Source organism: Sphingobium rhizovicinum (assembly GCF_042647625.1).
GTDB classification, from domain to species: domain Bacteria; phylum Pseudomonadota; class Alphaproteobacteria; order Sphingomonadales; family Sphingomonadaceae; genus Sphingobium; species Sphingobium rhizovicinum.
This window is the reverse complement of the sequence record NZ_JBHRVU010000005.1, coordinates 865864-888888: the sequence shown is the minus strand read 5'-3', so window position 1 is coordinate 888888 and position 23025 is coordinate 865864. Positions and strand designations below refer to the sequence as shown.

24 protein-coding genes are annotated in these 23025 nt (G+C 61.9%); 8 read left to right on the top strand and 16 right to left on the bottom strand.

Features of this window, described 5'->3' with window-relative positions; genetic code table 11:
- Positions 1–198, bottom strand: a complete 198-nt coding sequence (locus ACFOKF_RS22715) for a hypothetical protein (protein ID WP_380799362.1) — start codon at positions 196–198, stop codon at positions 1–3.
- Between ACFOKF_RS22715 and ACFOKF_RS22710 the strand changes: the two genes are divergently transcribed.
- The gene (locus ACFOKF_RS22710; RefSeq protein ID WP_380798868.1) at positions 155–3022 is read left to right on the top strand and encodes a hybrid sensor histidine kinase/response regulator; all 2868 of its coding nucleotides are present in this window, start codon (positions 155–157) and stop codon (positions 3020–3022) included. The two genes, ACFOKF_RS22715 and ACFOKF_RS22710, sit on opposite strands and share 44 nt — an antisense overlap.
- Positions 3023–3027: 5 nt before the next feature.
- On the opposite strand, the gene ACFOKF_RS22705 is transcribed toward ACFOKF_RS22710, so the two are convergent.
- Entirely contained in the window at positions 3028–3879 is an 852-nt protein-coding gene (locus ACFOKF_RS22705) for an SDR family oxidoreductase (RefSeq protein WP_380798619.1), read from the bottom strand.
- 107 nt (positions 3880–3986) lie between these two features.
- Between ACFOKF_RS22705 and ACFOKF_RS22700 the strand changes: the two genes are divergently transcribed.
- Both ACFOKF_RS22700 and ACFOKF_RS22695 read left to right on the top strand, forming a co-directional pair.
- Entirely contained in the window at positions 3987–4595 is a 609-nt protein-coding gene (locus ACFOKF_RS22700) for a flavodoxin family protein (protein WP_380798620.1), read from the top strand.
- A gap of 5 nt (positions 4596–4600) precedes the next feature.
- Positions 4601–5548 carry a cation diffusion facilitator family transporter gene (locus tag ACFOKF_RS22695; protein ID WP_380798621.1) on the top strand — a complete coding sequence of 316 codons (948 nt, stop codon included), beginning with the start codon at positions 4601–4603 and terminating at the stop codon, positions 5546–5548.
- Here the strand turns inward: ACFOKF_RS22695 and ACFOKF_RS22690 are convergent.
- The 8 genes from ACFOKF_RS22690 to coxB all read right to left on the bottom strand — a co-directional run bounded on the left by ACFOKF_RS22690 (position 5545) and on the right by coxB (position 14046).
- Positions 5545–6480 (bottom strand): cation transporter, encoded by a 936-nt coding sequence (locus ACFOKF_RS22690; protein WP_380798623.1) that lies wholly within the window; start codon positions 6478–6480, stop codon positions 5545–5547. The genes ACFOKF_RS22695 and ACFOKF_RS22690 overlap by 4 nt on opposite strands.
- Positions 6477–6875: a hypothetical protein gene (locus ACFOKF_RS22685; protein ID WP_380798625.1), complete on the bottom strand. Its 399-nt coding sequence runs from the start codon at positions 6873–6875 to the stop codon at positions 6477–6479. Before ACFOKF_RS22685 ends, ACFOKF_RS22690 begins: the two co-directional genes overlap by 4 nt.
- A gap of 277 nt (positions 6876–7152) precedes the next feature.
- Positions 7153–8520 (bottom strand): amidohydrolase family protein, encoded by a 1368-nt coding sequence (locus tag ACFOKF_RS22680; RefSeq protein ID WP_380798626.1) that lies wholly within the window; start codon positions 8518–8520, stop codon positions 7153–7155.
- A 26-nt stretch (positions 8521–8546) separates the two neighbouring features.
- A complete protein-coding gene (locus tag ACFOKF_RS22675) occupies positions 8547–9581 on the bottom strand; it encodes a c-type cytochrome (RefSeq protein WP_380798627.1) in 1035 nt (344 codons plus the stop codon).
- Positions 9578–10168: a cytochrome c oxidase assembly protein gene (locus ACFOKF_RS22670; protein ID WP_380798629.1), complete on the bottom strand. Its 591-nt coding sequence runs from the start codon at positions 10166–10168 to the stop codon at positions 9578–9580. The genes ACFOKF_RS22675 and ACFOKF_RS22670 overlap by 4 nt, the downstream gene beginning before the upstream one ends.
- Positions 10165–10545 (bottom strand): hypothetical protein, encoded by a 381-nt coding sequence (locus tag ACFOKF_RS22665; RefSeq protein ID WP_380798631.1) that lies wholly within the window; start codon positions 10543–10545, stop codon positions 10165–10167. The genes ACFOKF_RS22670 and ACFOKF_RS22665 overlap by 4 nt, the downstream gene beginning before the upstream one ends.
- Positions 10546–10555: 10 nt before the next feature.
- The gene (gene ctaD, locus ACFOKF_RS22660) at positions 10556–13078 is read right to left on the bottom strand and encodes a cytochrome c oxidase subunit I (RefSeq protein WP_380798632.1); all 2523 of its coding nucleotides are present in this window, start codon (positions 13076–13078) and stop codon (positions 10556–10558) included.
- On the bottom strand, positions 13075–14046 hold the full coding sequence (coxB, locus tag ACFOKF_RS22655; protein WP_380798634.1) for a cytochrome c oxidase subunit II: 972 nt from the start codon (positions 14044–14046) through the stop codon (positions 13075–13077). Before coxB ends, ctaD begins: the two co-directional genes overlap by 4 nt.
- Before the next feature lie 182 nt (positions 14047–14228).
- Between coxB and ACFOKF_RS22650 the strand changes: the two genes are divergently transcribed.
- Together ACFOKF_RS22650 and ACFOKF_RS22645 are read left to right on the top strand one after the other, a co-directional pair.
- Positions 14229–14885: a sigma-70 family RNA polymerase sigma factor gene (locus ACFOKF_RS22650; RefSeq protein WP_380798635.1), complete on the top strand. Its 657-nt coding sequence runs from the start codon at positions 14229–14231 to the stop codon at positions 14883–14885.
- 66 nt (positions 14886–14951) lie between these two features.
- Positions 14952–15824: a formate/nitrite transporter family protein gene (locus ACFOKF_RS22645; RefSeq protein ID WP_380798636.1), complete on the top strand. Its 873-nt coding sequence runs from the start codon at positions 14952–14954 to the stop codon at positions 15822–15824.
- Between the two features lie 7 nt (positions 15825–15831).
- Here the strand turns inward: ACFOKF_RS22645 and ACFOKF_RS22640 are convergent, their stop codons facing one another.
- A complete protein-coding gene (locus tag ACFOKF_RS22640) occupies positions 15832–16791 on the bottom strand; it encodes a L,D-transpeptidase family protein (protein WP_380798866.1) in 960 nt (319 codons plus the stop codon).
- Positions 16792–16847: 56 nt separating this feature from the next.
- Here ACFOKF_RS22640 and ACFOKF_RS22635 point away from each other — a divergent pair, with 56 nt between their 5' ends.
- Positions 16848–17501, top strand: coding sequence for a DUF882 domain-containing protein (locus ACFOKF_RS22635; protein WP_380798865.1), 654 nt, complete (start codon positions 16848–16850; stop codon positions 17499–17501).
- An 8-nt stretch (positions 17502–17509) separates the two neighbouring features.
- On the opposite strand, the gene ACFOKF_RS22630 is transcribed toward ACFOKF_RS22635, so the two are convergent.
- From ACFOKF_RS22630 to ACFOKF_RS22610, 5 genes are all read right to left on the bottom strand, one after another.
- The gene (locus ACFOKF_RS22630) at positions 17510–18934 is read right to left on the bottom strand and encodes a L,D-transpeptidase family protein (RefSeq protein ID WP_380798864.1); all 1425 of its coding nucleotides are present in this window, start codon (positions 18932–18934) and stop codon (positions 17510–17512) included.
- A gap of 63 nt (positions 18935–18997) precedes the next feature.
- The gene (locus ACFOKF_RS22625; protein ID WP_380798863.1) at positions 18998–19636 is read right to left on the bottom strand and encodes a retropepsin-like aspartic protease family protein; all 639 of its coding nucleotides are present in this window, start codon (positions 19634–19636) and stop codon (positions 18998–19000) included.
- Entirely contained in the window at positions 19633–20949 is a 1317-nt protein-coding gene (locus ACFOKF_RS22620; protein WP_380798861.1) for a PQQ-dependent sugar dehydrogenase, read from the bottom strand. Before ACFOKF_RS22620 ends, ACFOKF_RS22625 begins: the two co-directional genes overlap by 4 nt.
- Positions 20946–21335 carry a DUF2231 domain-containing protein gene (locus ACFOKF_RS22615; protein ID WP_380798860.1) on the bottom strand — a complete coding sequence of 130 codons (390 nt, stop codon included), beginning with the start codon at positions 21333–21335 and terminating at the stop codon, positions 20946–20948. Before ACFOKF_RS22615 ends, ACFOKF_RS22620 begins: the two co-directional genes overlap by 4 nt.
- Positions 21336–21453: 118 nt before the next feature.
- On the bottom strand, positions 21454–21666 hold the full coding sequence (locus ACFOKF_RS22610; RefSeq protein ID WP_380798859.1) for a hypothetical protein: 213 nt from the start codon (positions 21664–21666) through the stop codon (positions 21454–21456).
- 146 nt (positions 21667–21812) lie between these two features.
- Between ACFOKF_RS22610 and ACFOKF_RS22605 the strand changes: the two genes are divergently transcribed.
- Both ACFOKF_RS22605 and ACFOKF_RS22600 read left to right on the top strand, forming a co-directional pair.
- Positions 21813–22040 (top strand): hypothetical protein, encoded by a 228-nt coding sequence (locus ACFOKF_RS22605; RefSeq protein WP_380798857.1) that lies wholly within the window; start codon positions 21813–21815, stop codon positions 22038–22040.
- Positions 22041–22082: 42 nt separating this feature from the next.
- Positions 22083–22874, top strand: coding sequence for a transglutaminase family protein (locus tag ACFOKF_RS22600; RefSeq protein WP_380798855.1), 792 nt, complete (start codon positions 22083–22085; stop codon positions 22872–22874).
- The last annotated feature ends 151 nt before the right edge of the window (positions 22875–23025 follow it).

Below are 23025 nucleotides of genomic sequence, written 5' to 3'. Positions count from 1 at the left end.
TCAGGTAAATCGCGAACGCAGGCTTGAGCCGCCGAGCGCTATGTTTTCATGAATGGAGCGCGCCAGACCAAAGGCGTCGGCACCCAATGGATGGCTGATCCATGTTGCAATCCTGGCGAATGACATGGCTGGAAAGACCGGATATTGGAGTTGAATGGCCTCGATTTTTTCCGCACCGCCCTCATCGGACGCTTCCATAAGGGTAAGCGTGAATAATTTTGACTGGTCCACCACCGCCCTTGGGGCTCGCGCGCAATGGCCCATATCCCTGCGGACGACCGTCGATCTAGCGCTCGCTTCTCATTTTCCGATGTTCGTCGCCTGGGGCGACGATCTCACTTTCCTATATAATGACGCTTACGCCCCGTTTCTGGGTGATCGGCATCCTGCTGCACTGGGCCAACCGATGCAGATGGTCTGGTCCGAACTCTGGGAAGATCTTGAGCCGCTCATTGCCCGCGTGAAGGCGGGCGAAACGGTGTCAGTCGAGGACATGCATCTCGTCATGACCCGCAACGGCTATGCCGAAGATACCTGGTGGACCTTCAGCTACAGCCCGCTGCGCGACGATCATGGGGCGATCGTCGGCCTTCTCGACGTTGCGGTCGATACGACGCAGAAATTTACCGATGCCCGGCGGATCGCGGAAGAAGGAGGCAGGCGCGCGGCCAGTGAATCGCGCTTCAGCGCGCTGGTGGGGGCGACGTCGGACGCCATCTATCAGATGAGCGCCGACTGGCAGGAAATGCGGCAGCTCGATGGACGGGGTTTTCTGGCCGATACGGAAGCCCCTTCGGTCCGCTGGATCGAAGCCTATATTCCGCCCGAAGAGCGGCCGGTCGTTCAGGATGCCATCGCGCAGGCCATCGCCACCCAATCGCCTTTCGTTCTGGAGCATCGGGTGTGGCAGGCGGACGGCGCGATCGGCTGGACGGCGTCGCGCGCCGTGCCGATCCTGGGGCATGATGGCGAGATATTGGAATGGTTCGGTACGGCGACGGACGTGACGGCGGCGTACAGGGCGCGCGAAGCGCTTGCCACGAGCCGGGACAAGCTTGAACTGGCGACCCGCGCGGCGCGAATGGGGCAGTTCGACTATTGGCCGCAGACCGGCCAGTTGGAATGGGATGACCGATGCCGTGCGCTATTCGGCCTCAGCCCCGGCGCTCCTGTCAGTTACGAGACGGCATTTCTCGCCGGTTTGCATCCCGATGACCGGTCGGCGGCGGATGCAGCCGTTCGCGCGGCTCTGGATCCTGCGGGAACAGGCGTGTTCGACACAGAATATCGGACGGTCGGAATCGAGGATGGGGTCGATCGCTATATCCATGCGCAGGGCGTGGCCCTGTTCGAGGATGACGTGCCGATCCGCCTGATCGGCACGGTGCAGGATGTGACGGCCGATCGCCTTGGGCAGAAAGCGCTGCGCGAGGTCGAGGAACGTCTTCGGCTGGCGGGGCGGGCCACGAACGACGCTATCTGGGACTGGGATCTGCGCGCCAATCATGTGACCTGGAATATCGCGCTGGAGCAGGCTTATGGCCATCGGCTGGAGCATGTCGCGCCGACCGGCGAATGGTGGCTGGAGCATATCCATCCCGACGATCGCCAGCGGGTCGATGACAGCATCCATCGCGTGATCGAAGGCACGGGCACAGACTGGACCGACGAATATCGGTTCAGACGCGGCGATGGCAGCTATGCCGATATCCTCGACCGCGGCTATGTGTTGCGCGACGAGAATGCCGCGCCGCTTCGCATGGTCGGCGCCATGCTGGATGTGAGTGAGCGCAAGGCGCTGGAACGCGCGCTGACGGAGGAGGTCGTCACGACCACGGCCGAGCGGGACAGGGCCGAAGAGGCGCTGCGTCAGTCGCAGAAGATGGAAGCGGTCGGTCAGTTGACCGGTGGGCTGGCGCATGACTTCAACAATCTGCTGACCGGCATTTCCGGCGCGCTGGAAATGATGCAGATACGCATCGCGCAAGGACGCATTGCGGAGATCGACAAATATTCGGTCGCGGCGCAGGGGGCGGTCCGCCGCGCCGCTGCCCTGACCCATCGTTTGCTCGCCTTCTCCCGGCGCCAGACGCTGGACCCCAAGCCGGTCGATGTGAACCGGTTGATCTTCGATCTTGAAGAGCTGATTCGCCGTACCGTCGGGCCGCAGATCGAGGTGGAGACGGTCGGCAAGGCGGGCATCTGGACCACGCTGGTCGATCCCAACCAGCTTGAAAATGCGCTTTTGAACCTGTGCATCAATGCGCGTGACGCCATGCCTGATGGCGGTCGTATCACGATCGAAACCGCCAACAAATGGCTGGACGAGGCGGCCTCGCGGGAGCGTGATCTCGATCCCGGCCAATATATCTCGATCTGCGTCACCGATACCGGCACGGGCATGACGCCGGAGGTCATTTCGCGCGCGTTCGATCCATTCTTCACGACCAAGCCGATGGGCGAGGGGACGGGGCTGGGCCTGTCGATGATCTATGGCTTTGCGCGCCAGTCGGGCGGCCATGTCCGGATTTACAGCGAATTGGGCATGGGCACGACGATGTGCATCTATCTGCCACGCCTGTTTTCCGGAGGGGAGAGCGCTGACGACGGGATCGGCGCTGCCCTGGTTCCCAGTCTGCAAGGAGAGCAGGAACAAAGGGCCGGTGCGGTGCTGGTGGTGGATGACGAACCGACCGTCCGCATGCTCGTCGTAGAGGTTGCCGAGGAGATGGGCTATACCGTGCTGGAAGCCTTTGACGGCCCCAGCGCGATGCGCCTGCTACAGGCGGATGCCGGGATCGACCTGCTCATTACCGACGTTGGGTTGCCGGGCGGGATGAATGGGCGGCAGGTCGCGGATGCGGCGCTCAGTCTGATACCCGATCTGCATGTTCTGTTCATCACCGGCTATGCCGAAAATGCCGTTATCGGGAATGGACAGCTTGCGCCGAACATGGCGCTTCTAACCAAGCCTTTCGCAATGGATATATTGGCGCAGCGCATCCGCGAGATCATGCCATAAATCAGTTATCCGTTGACGATGGTACCGCCATTGGGATGCAGCACCTGCCCGGACATATAGCTGGAGTCGTCACACGCCAGGAAAAGGAATGACGGCGCGACTTCATTGGGCTGGCCGGGGCGACCCATGGGCGTACTTTCACCGAAATGCTCCAGCTTTTCGGGACTGGCGCCCCCACAGGGGTTGAGCGGTGTCCAGATCGGGCCAGGAGCGACGGCATTCACGCGGATGCCGTCGCCGACAAGATTTTCCGACAGCGACCGGGTGAAGGCGGTGATGGCGCCCTTGGTCGCGCTATAGTCCAGCAGCTCGGAGCTACCCTGGTACATGGTCACGCTTGTACAGTTAACGATAGCGGCGCCCGCCTTGAGATGTGGGCGGGCGGCCTGCACCAGAAAGAACATGCTGAAGATGTTTGTCTGGAATGTTCGGCGAAGCTGGTCCTCGCTGATGTCGGTGATGTCTTTGTCCGGATGTTGTTCACCGGCATTGTTGACGATAATGTCAATCTTGCCGAATGCTTTCAGCGTCTGGGCTAAGACATCGTCGCAAAAGACTTTCTCGCCAAGGTCGCCGCGGAGGGTGATCGCTTTGCATCCTTCCGCCTCGACGATATGTCTGGTCTCTGCGGCGTCATCATCTTCCATAAGGTAGACGATCGCGATATCGGCGCCTTCTCGCGCATAGAGCGCGGCAACCGCCCGGCCGATGCCACTGTCGGCGCCGGTAATGATCGCGACTTTTCCGGCGAGGCGGCCAGATCCGATATAGCGCGGCTGCCAATCGGGTTTGGGCGAGAGCTTGCTCTCATGGCCGGGCAGCGCGTCCTCATGGATCATCTGTGCGGTATCGCTCATCAACTATCTCCTTCATTCCCAAGAACCCATTGATGGCTCAAGAGTTCTCCCTGTGATGAACGGACGGTCGCACCCTGCGGTCGACAAGACCGGAAAGGAGATGATCGATGCCGATCAAGGCTCTGGCGCTCAATTGCACCCTCAAGGCGGATGCCGGAGAGGACAGCTCGACCGACGCTATGATCGCCGTCTTGGCAAAGGCTTTTGGCGAGAAGGGGGTAACATTAAGCGAAACCGTTCGGGCTGCTGCGCTCGATATAAAGCCCGGCGTCACTTCCGATGAAGGCGATGGCGACGCATGGCCGGCACTGCGGAAGAAGATACTGGCGCACGACATTGTCATCTTCGGTGGTCCGATCTGGATGGGGCAGATCAGCAGCGTCGCCAAGCGCGTGCTGGAGCGGATGGACGCCTTTCTGTCCGAGACCGACGATCAGGGCCGGATGCCCAGCTACGGCAAGGTCGCGGTCGCCGCGATCGTGGGCAATGAGGACGGTGCGCATTTCTCGTCTGCTCAGCTTTTTCAGGCGCTGAACGACGTTGGCTGGACTATCCCGGCGGTAGCCGCCTGTTACTGGGTCGGCGAAGCGATGGGATCGACCGACTTCAAGGATTTGAAGGAGACGCCGGACATGGTGACAAAGACTGCGAAGATGGTCGCGAGCAATGCCGCGCATTTGGCAGATTTGCTGCAATCCAGTCCCTATCCGGGTTAAGCTGCATGACTGGTCCGTCAGGCAGGTTTCGCGAGAATATTGTCCTTTACGGCGCCCTGTTCGCCAATGTCGGGATCGCCATCGCCAAATTCGTGGCGGCGGCGATCAGCGGCTCCTCTTCCATGCTGACCGAAGGCGTGCATTCTTTGGTGGATAGCGGCAATCAGGTTCTGCTGCTGTACGGGCAGGCCAAGGCAAAGCGTCCGCCCGATACCACCCACCCTTTCGGCTATGGACGCGAACTTTATTTCTGGGCGTTCGTCGTCGCGATCCTCATCTTCGCGGTAGGGGCTGGTGTCTCGATCTACGAAGGCTGGTTGCACATTGCCAAGCCGGAGCCATTGCGCGACCCGACGATCAACTATGTGGTGCTGGGTGTTGCCGTCCTCCTGGAGGGAACGAGTTGGGCCATCGCGGTGCGGGAATTCAACGGGAAGCGCGGTGCGAGCAGTTGGTGGCAGTCGATCCGCCGGTCGAAGGACCCGGCAGGGTTTATCGTGCTGTTCGAGGATAGTGCGGCTCTGATCGGTCTTGGCATTGCGGGCATCGGCGTATGGGCCAGCCATCATTATGCCGATCCTCACATTGATGGTGTCGCGTCGATCGCGATCGGCCTTATCCTGGCGGGTGTTGCGGCCCTGCTCGCGCGCGAAGCGAAGGGCCTGTTGATCGGCGAAAGCGCGGAGCCAGCTATCGTCTCTGCGGTGTGGGCAATCCTCGACAAGCGGCCGCAGATCAGCGCGGTCAACCATGTGCGCACCATTCACACGGCGCCCGATGCCGTGTTTGTCGCGATTAGCGCCGATTTCGTTGACCACCTGCCGATGGGGGAGGCGGAGAGCCTGATCGAAGATATCGAGCGTGAGATGAAGGCAAGCGTACCGCAGTTGACCTCCATCTATATCAGGCCGGAGAAGCAGGCCGACGCGATCCGCCAGCCGCCGCCGATCTAGCTCTCATTGTCATTCTGCATTGGTGGAATAAAGCTGACCTGTGCCAGCCGCCAGGCCCGATCCTCCTCGTCGGGCCAATAATGTCGGGGATGGCGGCATTCCGACGGCGGATGGGTGTCATGCACCTCGGCCCGGATCAGCCGCCCGGTCTCGCGCAGACGCACTGTCGCATCGGGAAATTCTGCCTGTAGTCGATCGCAGACCTTCTGTGCGTCCTCAGACAGGTCCGTGCTGGACAGCGCCCGCGGCGCGCCGTCGACCAGTTCGGCGGTGGAGGACCGCAGCGCTTTGATCCCGTCATTGAGCACATCGACAGATATGATCGCCGCCGCCACCGAATCCGCCCACCACCAGCCAAGGCCAAGGCCGATGATCCCGGCCAGCCCCGCCGCGCCGGTCAGCCAGTTGGCCTTGTTCATGAGCGCGTCGGTATGGAGCAGCTTATCGTTGAGCTGTTCAGCGAGCGGCAGTTCCTTGCGCCCGATGAAGAGGGGAGGGATCAGCGAATAGATTTGCGCGGCGAGCATCAGCCAGCCGAGCCACAGATCGTGCCCCAGAATGACAATAGAGCCGACGGTGGCATGCTCCCGTGAGCCGAGCGCCATCAACGCATTATAGAGCAGCAGCGCGCCGACCGCCGTCAGCGCGACCGCCGCGACGAAGAAGCCAAGCCCGTTGACCCGTTCAAAGCCGAAGGGAAAGCGGCGGGAGCGATGGCTGTGGCGCTCCATATGCGCCGCGATCAGGAACATGATCGGCGGGACGAGTCCCAGCGTATCCTCGATCCAGGCGGTCTTCATCGTCTCGCTTTGGCCCAGCACCAGCCCCATGGTGACGATGATGGTGAGCGTCCAGAAGATGTTCCAATATTCAAGGCGGACCGCCTTGGCCATCGTGTCGCGCAGTTCCTGCGGAAGGCTGGTTTCGCTCATTGGTTGCGTGCCTCCTGCGATATTGTCCGGCTGGCGCGCTCGACGGTCATGATCCACCGGTTCTCGCCATTGCGCATCGCGGCTTTCAATTCGATCTGCGCGTCTCCTATGTCACTTGTCGAAAGGGCAGGAGCAAAGGCCACGCCGGTTGCCCAGGGGCTATCGGCCGTGAAGCGGCCGATGACCAGATCAAGGGAGCCATCGTCGAGTTGCTGGAACAAGGACTCACCCGATCCGCTGCGCCATTGAGCATGCGCATTGGTGCGCCGCTCGATTTCCGCGACAAGCCTGCCGACCTGCGGCGCGGACGAGATGGCGGGGTCTGCAAGCGCGACGGTGAAGGTGCGACTATGCTCGATCCGTGTCGATGTACCGGCCGGATCGTGCGGCAGCATGTCACATGCGCTAAGCAGCAGTAGTGCTAAGGAAGCTACCCGCGTCATTTTGCGGCCACCCCTCTGACACAGGCTGCTCATGACGGCTATTCCTTGTCGCACAGCAGGATGTGGGTCGGCGGGATGTCTCCAGTCCGCCTCCCTCGACGGTAACGTGGCGGCGCGGAGGTTAAGGGTTTCACTGAGGCCGGAGTGCGTCATGAAATCTTTCTGGATTATTGCTCGCGAACAACGCGCGAAACGCCAAAAGAGCCAATCGGCAGAACTGCGACACCCTTCAGACGGCAGTAGTCGATCGCATTCGCGCGATAGAAGCCGCCGCTTGCGCCTGGATCGCCGGCAGATCGACCCGGATCAAATGGCCATCGCGCTTGTGCACCACGCCGTCGATCAGGACGAGCGACACATCATCGGGTCGTGCGGAATGGGTTAGTAGCGAGGGCAGATCGGCGGGGGGCATCGTATTCAGTGTGTTTACCCGGACTGCAATGACATCGGCGCGCATCCCCGGCACCAGCGCACCGACCCGCTTCCCCAGACCCAGGCTTTGAGCACCAACTGCCGTGGCCCAGCGTAGCGCCGTCATGTCCTCCACCAACAGCTGATCGCGCGAGACCCCACGCGCTAGATCCGTCGACAGACGCATCACGGAAAACATGTCGGCCTGTCCTGCCAACACCATATTATCGACGGAGAGACCCATCAGCAATCCGGCCGCGATCATATCCGGAATGGGCGGCACACCATAGCCGACCTCCAGTTCGGTCCAGGGGCTAATTGACACGGGTGATCCGACCTTTGCCACACGGTCCATATCTGCGCGCGATGCAGCTGTCAGGTGGACGAGCTGTACGTCGGGGCCGAGACCATCTCTGGCCGCGAGCGCCGCGATGCCGCCGCCCGCTGCTGCCTTGGCGTCGGACGCCATATGGGTGGAAATTGGCAGGCCCAGCCGCCGCGCGGCGTCCCATTCCGCCTGCCAGACTTCGGCGTCGGAACGATCCGGGCCACGTGCGCAAATCCCGATGGAGACCAGAGCCGATGGCGGCCTACGTGCGATCGCGGACAGATGGTCGAGGTCCATCGGTTGGTCCTTGTCGGCATCTTGGGCGTAGCCATAGGCAAAGCGACCGCGAACGCCGGATCGGACCATTGCGGCAATTTCGGCTTCCGCGTGGGCGGGGCTGCGTAGATTATGCGCCCAGTTGTGGACGGTGGTGATGCCACTGCTCACCGCTTCGGCGAGCGCCAGATCGACGCCGATCGCCACGTCTGCTGGTGTGAAATGCGGTGCTATCGCCGCCATAGTTGGCATGAAGCCTCCTTTGGCGCTTCGCCATAGCCCTCGCGCCGCCGTGTTCCACATATGCCAATGGGTATCGACAAAACCGGGCATCAGGATGTGCCCTGAAAGGTCGATGACGTCTGCCTCCCTGACAGGCAGGTTGGGACCAATCGCCTCGATCCAGCCGCCGGAAATGAGCAGGTCCGTTTTCTGGCGCGGCACTCCGGTCATCGTCAGCAGGTGATCCGCGCCCCGCAGCAACAAGCGGCGCGGAGATGCCGCTCGCGCTGCTATCGTCATTGCCAATGGCGCTGTCGCCAGCAGGGCGCTTGCCTGCCTGCGGTTCATGATGGTCGGCAATTGCGATCCTTTCCGGTCGGGCAATTTCACGGTTCAGCAAAGGCGGCAGCGATCGCATCGATCTGATCCGGCGGAATGCGGCGCGCGATGACCGCCATGCCATGGGGAGGTTTGCGCGCATCGACCACGGTCGGGTCGCCCTGCCAATGGCGCAGACGTGCAGCGAGATAACTGCTTCGTTGACCGGACAGAACAGGCGCGTCCTTGCCCGGCGCATGACAATTGCCGCAGGCCGGCAGCTGGCGGGCAGGATCGCCCTTCGCAATGATGGGCAAGGTCGGCATCGGTCGCTGTTCCAGCCCCGGCATCGCTGCGAAATGTGCTGCCAACCTCTTCATCTCCTCCTGAGTGAGTGCGGCTGCGGCCACCTGCATCGGTGCGCTTTTGCGAGTCCCGGCCGCATAGTCGCGCAAGGCCGCAAGGAGCGAGGCTGGCTTTTGCCCACCCAGCAATGGAATATCGCGCTGCCCACGCCCGCGTCCGTCGCTGCCGTGACAGGAAGCGCATGCGGTCAGCGTGCCGGGGCGCGTGCCCGGAAGGTCGGCTGGCACGGCTTCCTGCGTCAGTGCGCGATATTGCTCTGATGTCATACCGGGCAAGCGCCGCACGAAGCCGACCATCCGCCAGACCTCGTCATCGCGATCCTCCACCGGCCAGGCCGGCATGGCGGTAAATTTGACGCCGTGGCGGATGATCCAGAAGAGTTGGCGATCACTCCATTCTTTTGCGGTGACCGACAGGTCCGGGGCTGGGGGTGTCGATGCCTGCATGACCGGGGAGGGCTTCACGCCCGGAGCCCCATGGCAGACCTGGCAAGCCTGCCGAAAATGACCGGCTGCGCTGACGAGATCGCGCTTGGGCGCCTTGCCTTCGGGTGTCTGAAATGTGGAATAGGTCCGCACCGAATTGCGCATTACCCAATGGAGGAACCAGTCGGTTACCTTCCAGTGGCCCGAAGACGCCGACACCTGCATCGCGCCAGACCAGGCGAACAACATCCCCGCCGCAAACAGTAAGGAGACAGCGATGATCGCGCGCTTCCAGGTGATGCGAATGATCATGCCGGTTCGTCCTCCCTCGCCCTGAGCAGTCCGGCCAGCAGGACCAACCCGCCGATCATGTAGCTGGCGCCACCGATGACGAGCATGACCACGCCGCCAAACTGCTGGTCGGCAAGGGCATCGAGGCCGAAATTTGTGTCGTGATGGGTGTAGAGCGGGCGAGGGGCGAGACCGATCAGCGCGCCCAGCAGGGTCATGTGCATGGAGGTAAGAAGCAGCGCGCCAATGCCGGCGATGCGCTGCGGCGCATGAAGGACCGATGACCAGAGGAGCAGGCCGGCCACGAGGAAGCAGGCTTGTTCAATCGCCATGACCAGCCATGAACTATGGGCGGCGGCGCGCAGGCCGGGCAGGTGCCAGAACCAGACCGTAGCGAGTTCGACCAGCATCATCGCCATGGGAGAGACTATGCGCGGCCAGCACGCTGCTGGATCGACGCGTGTGTTCGACAGGCCGTGGGCGATCAGCGGCGCGGCGATGGCGACGGTCATCATATGGCCAACCATATGACCGGTCATGCCCATGGCGCTGGCGATCCAGCCCAATGGCAGCAGCAGGAGGCCAGAGATAAGGCTCGTCCGCTTCATAGGCAGTCTCGCAGATAGATGACAGGCAAGGCGGTGAAGAGCACCGCAACGAAGCTGAGGCCCGCCAGCAACAGCGTCGATTTCGCCAGGAAGCGCAGCCGGTCGATATCGGTCGAATCCTCATGTGGCGCGCGGCCACCGGGCATCCGACCCTGGTTCCAGGCGATCCAGCCGGACAGGGCGATCAGGATCAGGGCAAGGACGGTGCCAGCGACGAACAAGGTAGGGAAGGTCGCGAACGCACCGACCTTGGCGCAGGATATGGATGCCCAGAGATAGGAGAAGAGGAAATGCCCCGCCCAGATGGTCGGCGGGACGATCAGCGTCCAGAGCGTGACCTTCAGCCGCTCGGACCAGTGGGGCCGTCGATCCCTCATGGTTTGGCGCTCATGACAGCACCGGGAACAGGCCGATGGTCGCATAGGCCACTACCGCAGTCAGCGCGAAGAAGTGCATGTAGACCGTGACGTTGCGAATGTCTGCGTCATGCTGTGGGTCCATCTTGCCTGCCATGCTGCGGGCCAGGGCATAGCTCTGCATGATCGCGGCGACGCCAGCATGGGCCACGGTCCAGATGACGAGCGTCCACACGATTGCGGGATAGCTGTGGCTTTCCGGGTTCATGCCATGCGTCCATGGTCCGGCCAGGCCCGTAGCGATGCCTGCGAGGCTTACGGCTATGCCCAGCACCAGCAGCAGGCGCGCGATCCCGACGCCACCGCGTGCGTGGACTTCGCGCGCGGCGATGGTGGCGAGCCAGCTCGCCAGCCCGAGCGCCAGCGCCGCCATCGGCCAGAATATGCCCGGCCCGTCCGCTTGTGCCACAGGTGGGAAATCCGCATGACGGGTCCAGAAGAAATAATAGCCGAAGACGAGGCCGGAAAAGGCGGTCGCGTCGGCCATCATGGTGATGAACATCGCCCACCATCCGGGCGCAGCGGGACCGGACATGTAGAGCGGCAGTTCGATCCCATGGCCGATCGGCTTGCATGGTTTTTCCGGGATTTCGGCCGTCCCGGTCCATAGCCACCAGAGCGTGCAAGCGAGCGTCGCCACGGCGCAGGCGAGCGCCGCCCAATAAAGATGATAGGTCGTCAGGATGAACACGCCGCCCAGCGCCAACGCGGTCAGGATTGGGATGACGCTGGGCGTGCCGAGGCGGATCACCGCCAGCGGTCGGGCGTCCAGCACGGTCGTCACGATCGTTTCGCGCCTTCCTTCTTCCGCATCGGGCAGGAAGAATCGGCCTTCATCGACCTTCTGCACGAAATCCTTCTGGTCCCAGATCGGGTAGCGACTTTCGATCAGTGGGACCGAGCGTATACCCCAATCCTCGTCATCGGGATGGGCCAGCCATTCGAGCGTCCCGGCGCCCCAGGGATTGCGCTGCGCCTTTGGCCGGCGCGGCGAGAGCGCGAGGTCCACGCAGATCACGGCTACGCCGGCGGCGAACAGCCACGCTCCAAGAGTCGAGGCCATGTTGAGCCCGCCAAGCCCCAGTTCAGCCGGATAGGTGAAGACCCGGCGCGGCATGCCCATCAGCCCCGAAAAATGCATCGGGAAGAAAGTGAGGTTCGCGCCGACGAACAGCATCCAGAAGGCGATGCGGCCGAGCCGGTCGGAGAGCTTCTTGCCTGTAATCAGCGGCCAATAATAATAGAGACCCGCAAACAGCGGCAACAACGTGCCGCCGATCAGCACATAATGGAGATGGGCGACGATGAAATAGGTGTCGTGCGCCTGCCAGTCGAAGGGCGCGACGGCGACCATCACGCCGGTCAGGCCGCCGATGACGAAGATGGCGAGGCTGCCCGTCGCATAGAGCAGAGGCGTGGACCAGGTGACGCGGCCCGCCCAAAGCGTCGCGATGAACGCGAATATCTGCACCGCCGTCGGGATCGCCACGGCTTCGGACGCAGCGGAAAAGAAGGCGAGGCTGATCTTGGGCAAGCCGGTCGTGAACATGTGGTGGACCCACAGGCCAAAGGACAGGAAGGCCGTGCCCACCGCCGCCAGCACGATCCAGGGATAGCCCAGCAGATGCCGGTTGGAGAAGGTCGGCACTAGCATGGCGAACAGCGCGATAGAGGGCAGGAAGACGATATAGACTTCCGGGTGGCCGAATATCCAGAACAGATGCTGCCACAGCAACGGATCACCACCCCGGCTCGCGTCGAAGAAAGGCCAGTTCAGCAGCCGCTCCATTTCGAACAATATGTCGCCCGCGATCAGCGGCGGGAAGGCGAACAGGATCATCACCGCCACGACCAATATGTACCAGGCATAGAGCGGCATGAGATTGAGCCGCATGCCCGGCGGTCGGCATTTGAGGACGCCCACGATCAACTCGACGGCAGCGGCGACCGAGGACACCTCGATGAAGGACAGGCCCAGCATCCAGATGTCTGCGCCAAGGCCGCTCAGGTCCGTTCGCGTGGTGAGCGGCGGGTACATGAACCATCCGCCATCAGGCGCGGCGTTGAAGAAGATGGAGCCGCCGACGAACACCCCGCCGAGCAGGAAGGACCAGTAGCCAAAGGCCGAGAGGCGCGGAAAGGGCAGGTCGCGCGCGCCCAGCAACTGCGGCAACAGGATGATCGACACCGCCTCGAACATCGGCACGGCGAAGAGGAACATCATCATCGAGCCGTGCAGCGTGAAGAGCTGGTTGAACGTCCCTGCGCTCACCAAGTCGTTGTCGGGCACGGCCAGTTGCGTGCGCATGATCAGCGCCAGCACGCCCGCAAACAGCATGAAGCCGAAGGCCGTCAGCACATACCAGACGCCGACCCTGTTATTGTTGCAGTCGGTCCAGCGCAGGAAAAACCCCTTGGGTGGCGCCCAGACGGCTCGCAGCCTCTCCTCCTGCGCAGCGCGGAGCGCGGGATCGTCCTGATCGTGCAGGCTCATTTCATGCCCTTCAGATAATGAGCGATAGCGCGGGCATCCTCTTGGCTGAGTTGCGGATAAGCGGGCATTCGCACGCCGGGCTTGGCCTGTTGCGGCGTGCGGATGAACGCGGCAATATTGTCGATGGTTGGCGGCAATATGCCTGCGCCCAAGGTCAGCCGCTCGCCAAAGCGGCTGAGGTCGGGACCGATGGTGCCGACATGGGGCGTGCCACGGATCGTGTGGCAAGCGCCGCATCCCTGCGCGTCGAACAGGGCGCGGCCAGGCGTAGCGATGGCAGGCAGCGGGACGACGGCGCGGGCATCGGCCAGCCATTTATCGAAGGGGGCCGGTTCCATCGCGATCACGTCGAACGCCATCAGCGCATGACTGAGGCCGCAAAATTCCGCGCATACGCCACGATAGCGTCCCGGCTTCTCCGCCTTCACCACTAGCCGGTTGGTGCGGCCGGGGATCATGTCCATCTTGCCGGCAAGGCCGGGTATCCAGAAGCTGTGGATCACGTCTTTGGCCATCAGTTCGAATACGACCGTCCGGCCGACGGGTACGCGAATTTCGTTGGCCGAAGACAATGGTGGAGCATTATCGGACGGCCAATAGGCAACCCGCCACCAGAATTGCTCGCCTTCCACCCGGATTACCAGATCGCCCGGATCGGCCGGGCGGGGACGCATGGCAGGCAAAGCGTAAAGCAGCAGCGCAGTCAGAATGAGCGTCGGCCCGATCGCCCCGACCCAGAGGATCATGCGCATGCCCTGTTCATGGCTGAAACTATGCTCGGACGCACGGACGGCCCGAACATAGAGGGCGACGGTGATTGCCAGGATGAGGATCGCGCCTGACGTCAGAATGATCGCGATGTGCCGGATTGCGCGCGCATCGGCGCCAAACACTGCCAGCGTCGATTGCTCCGCATTACAGCCGGTCAGAGCAGCGACCAGCATGGTCAGAAGCAGCATCCGCGCCATTTGGTGTGATAATCCCCTGTCGTTTCCCTGCGTTATATTCTCTTCCAACCCGTCAATTGTCGGGAGGTTCAAACATTTCTGCGGCGCAACAGACGGGCAATCGAAAATGGGGGCGACGTGGGCGCCGGAACCGATACCCTATCGAAATGTTCTTCTTCTCGAATAGTTTTAAAGGGGATTATATGTCGGACACCATCGCATCGCAGGCTGAGCCTGCCCGTCTTTCCGATGTCGCCTTCAAAGCAGAATTGACCAGGGTTATCCCACAGTTACGCGCCTTCGCCCGCAGCCTTTGTGGAAACCACGATCTGGCGGACGACCTTGTCCAGGAAACGATGATGAAGACCTGGGCTGCTCGGCAACGCTATGTCGCTGGCACGAATTTCCGTGCATGGACGTTCACGATTCTGCGCAATCATTATTTCAGCCTGACACGTCGCCGCCGCTTCACTGGGGAATGGGATGACCTGGTGGCAGACCGTGTTCTGGCCGCGCCCGCTTCGCAGGATACCAGCATTGAACTGCGTGACCTCATGCGTGCGCTTATGCAGTTGCCGGAGCCGCAGCGCGAAGCGTTGATCCTCGTCGGGGCCGGTGGAATCTCCTACGAAGAAACCGCTGAAATCACAGGGGTCGCCATTGGCACGGTCAAAAGCCGCGTGGCCCGAGCGCGCATGGCGTTGGACGCCTTGATGATTGGTGGGGTGCTCGAAACCGCGCGCGGCGATTTTGACAATGAAGAAGATGCCGTTGTCAGCATCTTTGCTTATCTCGACAAAATTCAGAACCGTCAGCCAACGCGACCTGATGTGTCAGGGCTGTTGGCACTGGCCGCCTGAGCGGATGAGGAAGCGGAACAAGGTTCGACCCGGCCCCGCTTCTCGGTTTCGTCGGGGCCATAGCCAATGACATCCGATCAAGTTCAGCCACTGGCGGACGATCCCAGCGCACCGGATGACGCGCTGTCGCCCGATGAAGCGCAGGAGGTCCGGCGGCGGCAGGCCAGTTCGCACATGGTGGTGCATGAGGCTGTGCGGCTCCAGGGCGAGGAGGAACTGGCAAGGCCGGTCGTCGCGTTGATGCTCTCTGGCCTCGCGGCCGGTCTCGCCATCACCATATCGCTGCTGGCTGAACTCTATCTTCGCATGCGCCTGCCCGATGAGCGCTGGGCTGAGCTTGTTTATCTGCTGGGCTATCCTGTCGGCTATGTGATCGTCATCTTGGGACGGCTACAGCTTTTTACCGAGAGTACGGTAACTGCCGTGCTCCCCGTGGCCGCACGGCCCAGCATTGCGGGGCTGGCGCGGCTTGCAAGGCTATGGTCTGTCGTATTGACCGCAAACCTCATCGGTGTGTTGATCGTAGTTGCGCTGATGGCGGGAGAGATCATCATCACGCATGAGCAAAGGCTCATCGCGATCGACATCCTGCAAAAACTACCCGCGCAGGAGGGCTTCAAGACGCTGACTCTGGGTATTCCGGCCGGCTTCCTGATGGCGTCCATCGCCTGGCTCCTGCCCAATGCAAAAGGCAGTGAATTCTGGGTAATCTCTTTATTGACCTATGTCATAGCGCTTGGTGGCTTCAGCCATGTCGTGACCGGCTTTTCGCAGACTGCCTTTCTCTGGCTGAACGGTTCCATGACCGTTGCGGACATGCTGCTCGACTTTCTTCTCCCAGCGCTTGCCGGGAACATCATCGGAGGCACCGGTCTCTTCGCGGTGTTGGCGCATGGTCAGATGCGGGGTGACAGCGAGGCAGCGGACGAGAAACACTAACGAATTTTCATTCCTGAAAAATGACCTGCGTTGAAGTACTGGTCATCTGTGCCAGACGCGCCGCATCCCAATTGCTCAGGCGAACGCAGCCATGGCTTTGCGAGCGTCCGATCCGCGATGGTTCGGGCGTACCATGAATGCCAAAATGGGGCTTGCCGAGGTCGATCCACACTACGCCGACGGGATTGTTGGGACCGGGCTGCAACACCGCTTTTCCGTCACCCTCGGCGGCATCCCAGAACAGGTCCGGATTATAATGATAGGTCGGCAGGAAGGCGATGGCCTCAATGGCCCATTGGCCGATCGGCAGGGGGTCATGATCGCTTCCGGTCGTCGCGGGAAATTGCGCGACGAGACGGTCCTGAGCGTCAAAAACCTTGAGCAGGCTTTCGGACTTGTCGACGAGGATCTTCGCGGCCTGGGGCTGTCGCGCGCTGATGTTTAGTGTCGCGAGCGTATCGCGCCATTGGGGCGACAGGCTGTTGCCATAGGCCCGATGGGCAGGGATCAGGCTTGGCAGTCGCAGTTCCATACCGGCCTGCGGCGCCTTGAGTGCGGGATTGAGCGCGAGCAGAACGTGCGGCGTCGTATGGAAGCGCTCGGCAAACCGTTCCACAATATCGCGGTAGCCCAAATTGGGCAGGGCGGCCTGGTCGACGATCTTTGCAGGAATGTCGGGCGTGAAGTCGGCCGCGAGGGCTTCATCCTTCAGCACCATGGTCATGAGCGCAGGGGCATTATCCTTGTCGAGGGCGGCCCGTGTCGCACCATCAAGCTCGCCCGATTGTGTCAGGCCTTGCGCAGCCTGATAGCCCTTCACCGCTGCCGTGAAGAAGCGCCCCTTGCGCCCGTCGATGACCCCTGGGCCAAAGCCCGCCCGGTCCAACTGGACCTGAACGCGAAATATGGATGGATCAATGTTGGTCGCCCTGAAAGCGTTAGCTTGCGTTGCGGCTGGGTTCGGCATCTGCGCTCCGGCTGCCGACTGCATAAGGCCAGCGGTGGCCAAAATCAGACAGTGCCATGGAACCCATCTTTTCATTCGGAAAATGCACCCTATCTCTCAGTGAGATAAGTAACGCGCGGGTGCGGCTTTATCTCCCTGACACGATTTCGGGACGAACGACTTACATGTTGATGGATAGACGGGCGGTGCTGCTGGGCGCCGCTGCTTGTGGTGCAACGCAGCTTTTTCCTGCCACCACATGGGCCGCTCTGCCGGAGCGGCGCCTGTTGTTTCGCAATGCGCACAACGGGGAGAAGGTCGACGTCTGCTATTTTTCGGGCGGACGTTTGCGGGCTTCGGGGATTGCGGAACTCAATCATTTCCTGCGCGACTGGCGCACCGGGGAAGTAACCCGCATGGACACCGATCTGTTCGATACGCTGGTGCAACTGCATGCGGCGACCGGCGCAGATAAGCGGGCTTTTTTCACGCTGATCTCCGGCTATCGCTCACCGAAAACCAACGCCCGGCTGCATCGCGGCAGCCATGGTGTTGCGTCGAAGAGCCAGCATATGCGGGGGAAGGCAGTGGACATCCAGCTTCGGGATGTCCGCCTCGCCAATCTTCAGAAAGCGGCGCTGTCCCTGAAGGCGGGAGGTGTCGGCTATTATCCGGATGACGGGTTCGTCCATGTCGATACCGGACCAGTCCGCCGCTGGAATGGCAATTAGGTCGAGTGTCAGGGGCCGATGTCGCCCCCTGATCCGCGCAGGCGCGCGCCGCTGCCGGCCTTGAAGCCGAGCGCGACCGAGACCCTGTCGTTCCAGCCATAGGGATCGGCGCGCACCACCGGTTCGCCCTGATCGTCGAACAGCACGGTCTGGTACAGCAGGCGAACCGGTATCTCGCGGGGTAGGGGCACGAAGCTCTCCTTCCCTGTTGCGCGGGCCTTGTTCCATTGATCCGTAATGCCCGCGTCCTGCGCCAGCATTGCGGCAAAGCCCTCTGCATCCTCGACCCGGACGCAGCCATGGCTGCGCTGACGCTGCACCTCTGCAAATAACTGCTTCGCTGGGGTATCGTGCAGATAAATCTGATGCTCGTTCTTCATGTCGAACTTGACGAGACCGAGCGAATTTTTGGGTCCGGGTTGCTGGACGATCCATCCATCCTTGCGGACCATATTATTGCGCCGCAGATAGGCCGCGCCCTTGCCGGCGATCTCCTTGCGTTCGATCGAGCGGGGCACCGTCCAGGTCGGGTTCGCCACCAGCCGATAAATGGGTGATCCAAGCTGCGGGGTTTCGGTGTCAGGATCCCCGACCACGACCTTGCGGACATTGGCGAGCTTGCCTTCGCGCCAGTAGCTGAGGCGCGCGGCGGCGAGATTGACGTCGATCCGCGTGGCGGGCGGATTGCGATCGAGCCAGCGCGTGCGCTCCATGGCGACGGCGATGGCGCGCGCGCGATCGGCATCGGACAGGTTCAGGATTTCCAGCGCCTGACTGCCGATCGAACCGTCAGGCTTGATGCCGAAGTCCTGCTGCATCCGTTTGATCGCGCGCACCATCGGCTCGCTGTAGCGCTCGCCGCCCGCCTGCCCCTTGTCGAGATAGTCGGACGCGACCAATTGTCGCGCGATGGCGGGAATGCGGCCATCGCTCTGTCCCGGCTCGATTGCTTTGCTTGTGGCGGGGATAGCCGTAGCGGGCGCGTCCGCCTGCCGGCTCAGCGCCACATAGGCTTTGGAGAGTGCGCGATATTCCTCGCTCTGCGGCGCAAGGCTTTCCAGCCAGTCGGACAGCTTGCCGTCCGCCATCGCCTTGGTCAGACCCGCGCGCAGATCAAGGTTCGGGCGCGGGACGGTGTAAATGTCGTAGAGCTTGGTGGGGTCGCTCGCGCCATGCGCCAGGGTTGCGGCGTAGCGCAGCGCGAGATCCGTCTGCGCATCCGGTCCGTCCCCCTTGGCCTCGAAAGTGAGATGATCGAGCCCGTGCTGGGCGCGGCGATCAATTGCCTCGCGCAGCTGGCGCAGATTGCCGTCCGTCCACTCCGCCTGACCCGTAGAGGCCGTTCTGTTCTGGGTCGTGACGATGTCGCAGGCGACGAGTGGCAGGGACAGGGCAAGGATCGAACCAGCAATCAGAAATCGGCGTAGCATCATATCTCTTTCACGTCGAATATGTTCAACGCGCCACGGCGGTTTGCGCTCCGTCATGCTGCGCGATCAGGGCGATGTGGGAACGAGGATCAAAATTCTGCCTTCGACGCGCCAGGAGGCGAGTTGGGACAGAAAGTTCATGCCCAGTATGTCGACCGGGCCGAGCGCCGGGGAGATGACCGTCTTGAGGTTGCGCGCTTGTATGGAGCCGACGGCGAGGCGGTCGATCGAACCAGTTTCAGCCCGCACTGCGCCATTGGCGGTCTGAAGAATGACCGGCACCAAGCTGGTTCCTTTGACGACATTCGCTTGGGTTGCAGTCTCCTCGGATATGGCCGAGATGGTCGCGCCGCTGTCGATCAGCATGCGGCGCTCGACTCCATTGATCGACACCCGTGCCCAGAAATGGCCATCGGGACTCATGGCGATGCGCACATCTTTGCCGGTCACGCGCTGGTCATCGAGGCCGAGTCGTGCCCTGATCCGGGAGAGCGTCGGATCGAACGGCGCCTGCTGGAACAGAAAGAAGAGACAGAGCGCCAGCAAACCGATCGAGAACAAAGTGCGCAAGATGCGGCCGATGAAAGGGATGTTGAAAAGGATGATGAGGACGAAGGCAACGGCAACGGCATAGATTGCCATTTGCTGCCATTCAGGGTTGGCGCTGATCTCGACTGGCCCGCGCCAGCGCAGGGCTGGGGTCATCGGGCGGGCTTGGCGTGGGCGGGCGCGACCCGCCAGACCGTGTTCGACAGGTCGTCTGCGACGATGAGGCTGCCGCGCGACGGATCATAGGTCACCCCGACCGGGCGGCCGCGTGCGTGCCCATCCTTGATGAAGCCGGTCAGGAAATCGATGGGCTTGCCCGCTGGGCGACCATTGGCGAACGGCACCCAGACGACCTTATAGCCCGATAAATCCTGTCGGTTCCAGCTGCCATGTTGCCCGACGAAAGCGCCCTGTGTGAAGGACGGGCCAAGGCCGGCGCCGGTCATGAAACTTAGACCGAGGGCGGCGACATGGGAGCCCAGAGCATAGTCTGGGCGGATCGCCTTTTCGACCATCTTCGGGTTCTGGGGATGGACGCGCGGATCGATATTGTTGCCCCAATAGCTGTAGGGCCAGCCGTAGAAGGCGCCGGGGCGCACGGATGTCAGATAGTCCGGCACTAGCTGCGGCCCAAGCTCATCCCGCTCGTTCACGACCGACCAGAGCGTCTGCGTCTGCGGATTTATGGCAAGCGCAGTAGGATTGCGGATGCCGCTGGCATAGGTGCGATGAGCGCCGGTCGCGCGGTCGATTTCCCAGATGACGGCGCGATCCTCTTCGACCGCCATCCCGCGCTCGCCCACATTGCTGTTCGAGCCAATGCCGACATAGAGTTTCGTGCCGTCCGCGCTGGCCGTCAGCGCCTTGGTCCAGTGATGATTGAGGCGAGACGGTAGCTTAGTGACTTCCTGACCGGGCGTCTGGATCCGTGTTATGCCGTCGCGATAGGGGAAACGCAGCAGGGCATCCTGATTGGCGACGTAGAGGCTGCCGTCCACGAAGGCGAGGCCATAGGGCGCGTTGAGGCCGTCGATGAAGGTGGTGCGCATCTCCGCCTTGCCATCGCCATCGGCATCGCGCAGCAGCGTGATGCGATTGCCACCCTTTACCGGCGTTTTGCCCATGCTCTTGATATAGCCTGCGATAACATCCTTGGGGCGCATTGGCGGTGCGCCGCCGCCTGACCCTTCTGCTACGAGAATGTCGCCATTGGGCAGGACAAGCGTCTGGCGCGGTATCTGGAGGCCGGTTGCCAGTGCGGTCACGGTGAAGCCCTGTGGCGCGGTCGGGCTTTCACCATCCCAGCCCTCGGGCGTCGCGATTCTGATCGGCGGCACAAGCGTCTGGCGCTGCCCCGGAAGGTCGGGATTGGCGCCGGTCTGGTCAAGCCCGGGCTGACTGCTGCCACATCCGGCGAGCGCGAGGGTGATAAGGGCAGCGCAAAGGCTGCGCGTCGGCGCGATGCTCATCGTGCCATCTCCCGAACGGTGCGGTGAGCGACCCAACTGGCCGTCAGGGCAAGGGCCGCGCTGATGATCGACAGGATGAGACCGGTAACGCCAACCGAACTCCAGCCGTCCTGACTATGTTGGAACGCGTTCACCAGACCCGCAATCCACATGATCGCGATCAACACGGCGTAGATCAACGATGGCTGCCGATGCGCCAGACGCCAGGCGACAACTGCGAGAATGATGCTCCAGATCAGCACCAGAGCGCCACCCAGCAGAGCGCCAACGATCAGCCAGGAGGAGAAATTGGTCCACTGGATTTCAGCGGTCTGAAGATAAGCGATGTCGGTGAATAGCGCGAACGTGAACAGCGCCACAGGAAAAGCGAGGAGCAGGCCATGCAAGGGATGCAAAAAGGGCCTGAAGCCCATAGGTATATTGGGCAAGGATGCTCTCCTGCGCGAATGGGAATAAGGAAAGAATGCGCCGCCTGCTCAAATGGTTGCGGCAATGACGCTGCGCCTAGCGGCTCCGGCCATAATCCCATAGGCGGCGGCGCTCGGTCGAGGTCGCAGCATCATGATGTCCGCCTGACGCTCGGCGGTTCATCTCGCCAAGAACGGCCTGATCGAGGGGGGACTTGTGGTTGGCCTCAGCTATCAGCAGGAAAGCCTCGACCAAATCCTGATCGCTCCATGCCTTGATGTTGCGCTGATCGGTTTCATGTCTGGGCATGCGTGATCCTCCAGATGCCGGCACTGTTGCGGCTTGTACGGCAGAACCATGCGCGCAGGCCCGTGTTCCGACGGATTGATGCAGATCAGCACACTTTTCCCGCGCGGAACAGAGCATCCTGACGGCGGTTCTGATCAGAGAGGAGAATGATGATGCATAAGGAAAAGGAAGATGGTGAAGTTGTAACGCACATGTCTACGACAGAAGCGCGCAGCGGCTCGCCAACCCGAATGACGCGAAACATATTGGTGATCAGCCTGATCCTGGTGGCGATCCTGTTGTTCATTGCCGTCGGCTTCGGGTTCTTTGAGACAGGCCAGACAGGCGCTGACAACATCAATGCTGACAATACAGCCGCCGGATCTGTGAATTGAAGCGATCATGTAATTGCTTTGACCATGGCGGGTATCTGACCCTTGAGCCGTGACATCAAGCTGGATAGCGCTGCGCTGGCGCTAAGTTCGCTCGATCATGCAGGCCAGGATATCGAACTCTATCTGGAACAGCTGCGCCAGATCAGCGACGCGGTCGAGGCTGCTCGCAAACAGCGCGTCGCAACAGATCTGGCATCCGGGGAAGGGCAGGGGGCGTTGATCGCAAAGGTGATTGGCGAACAACTGGGTTTCGTCGGCGATAGCGACAGCTATGATGCGCCGCTTAATGCAGACATGATCCGGGTTCTCGATCGACGCCGCGGTTTGCCGGTCAGCCTCTCCATCCTGTACGTGGCAGCTGCCCGCCGAATGGGCTGGCGCGCGGACGCGCTCAAGACGCCCAGCCATGCGCTGGTGAGCATAGGCCCAACGGATGCCCCGACGCTGATCGATCCGTTCAACGGCGGTCGGCTTGTGCTGCCGGAACAACTGCTGGCCTTGCTCGAACAGGTGTCGGACGCAGGCGGCTGGCCGAGCGAGACGCACGTCGCCCCCATGTCGAACCGCATGACTCTTGTGCGCCTGCTCCTCAATCAGGTCAGCCGTGCAGAGCAGGCGGGCGATACGCTCCGCGCCAGGGCGCTGTACGAGCGCATGACAGTGATGGCACCGGACCATGGCGCGGGCTGGTGGGAATTTGCTTGTCTTCAACTCGTCCATCGCGAAGTTGACAAGGCGCGAGCCAGCCTCGGGGCGATGCTGGAAGTCACCAGAGATATCGAGCGTCGGGCTCATATCCATGCTGCGCTCGCCCGCCTGACGACTGGTGATTGATCGGGCCGGGTGTGGCAATTCAGCCCGGCCATGATCGGGCCAGTAGGCCAGAAACAGAGTTGATGGAAAATTAGGGCGTTATTTGCGGGAACTGCAACGCTTGCCGTAGGTTATTGAAGGTGTCGGACTGATAATTTTGCCCCCCGCTCGA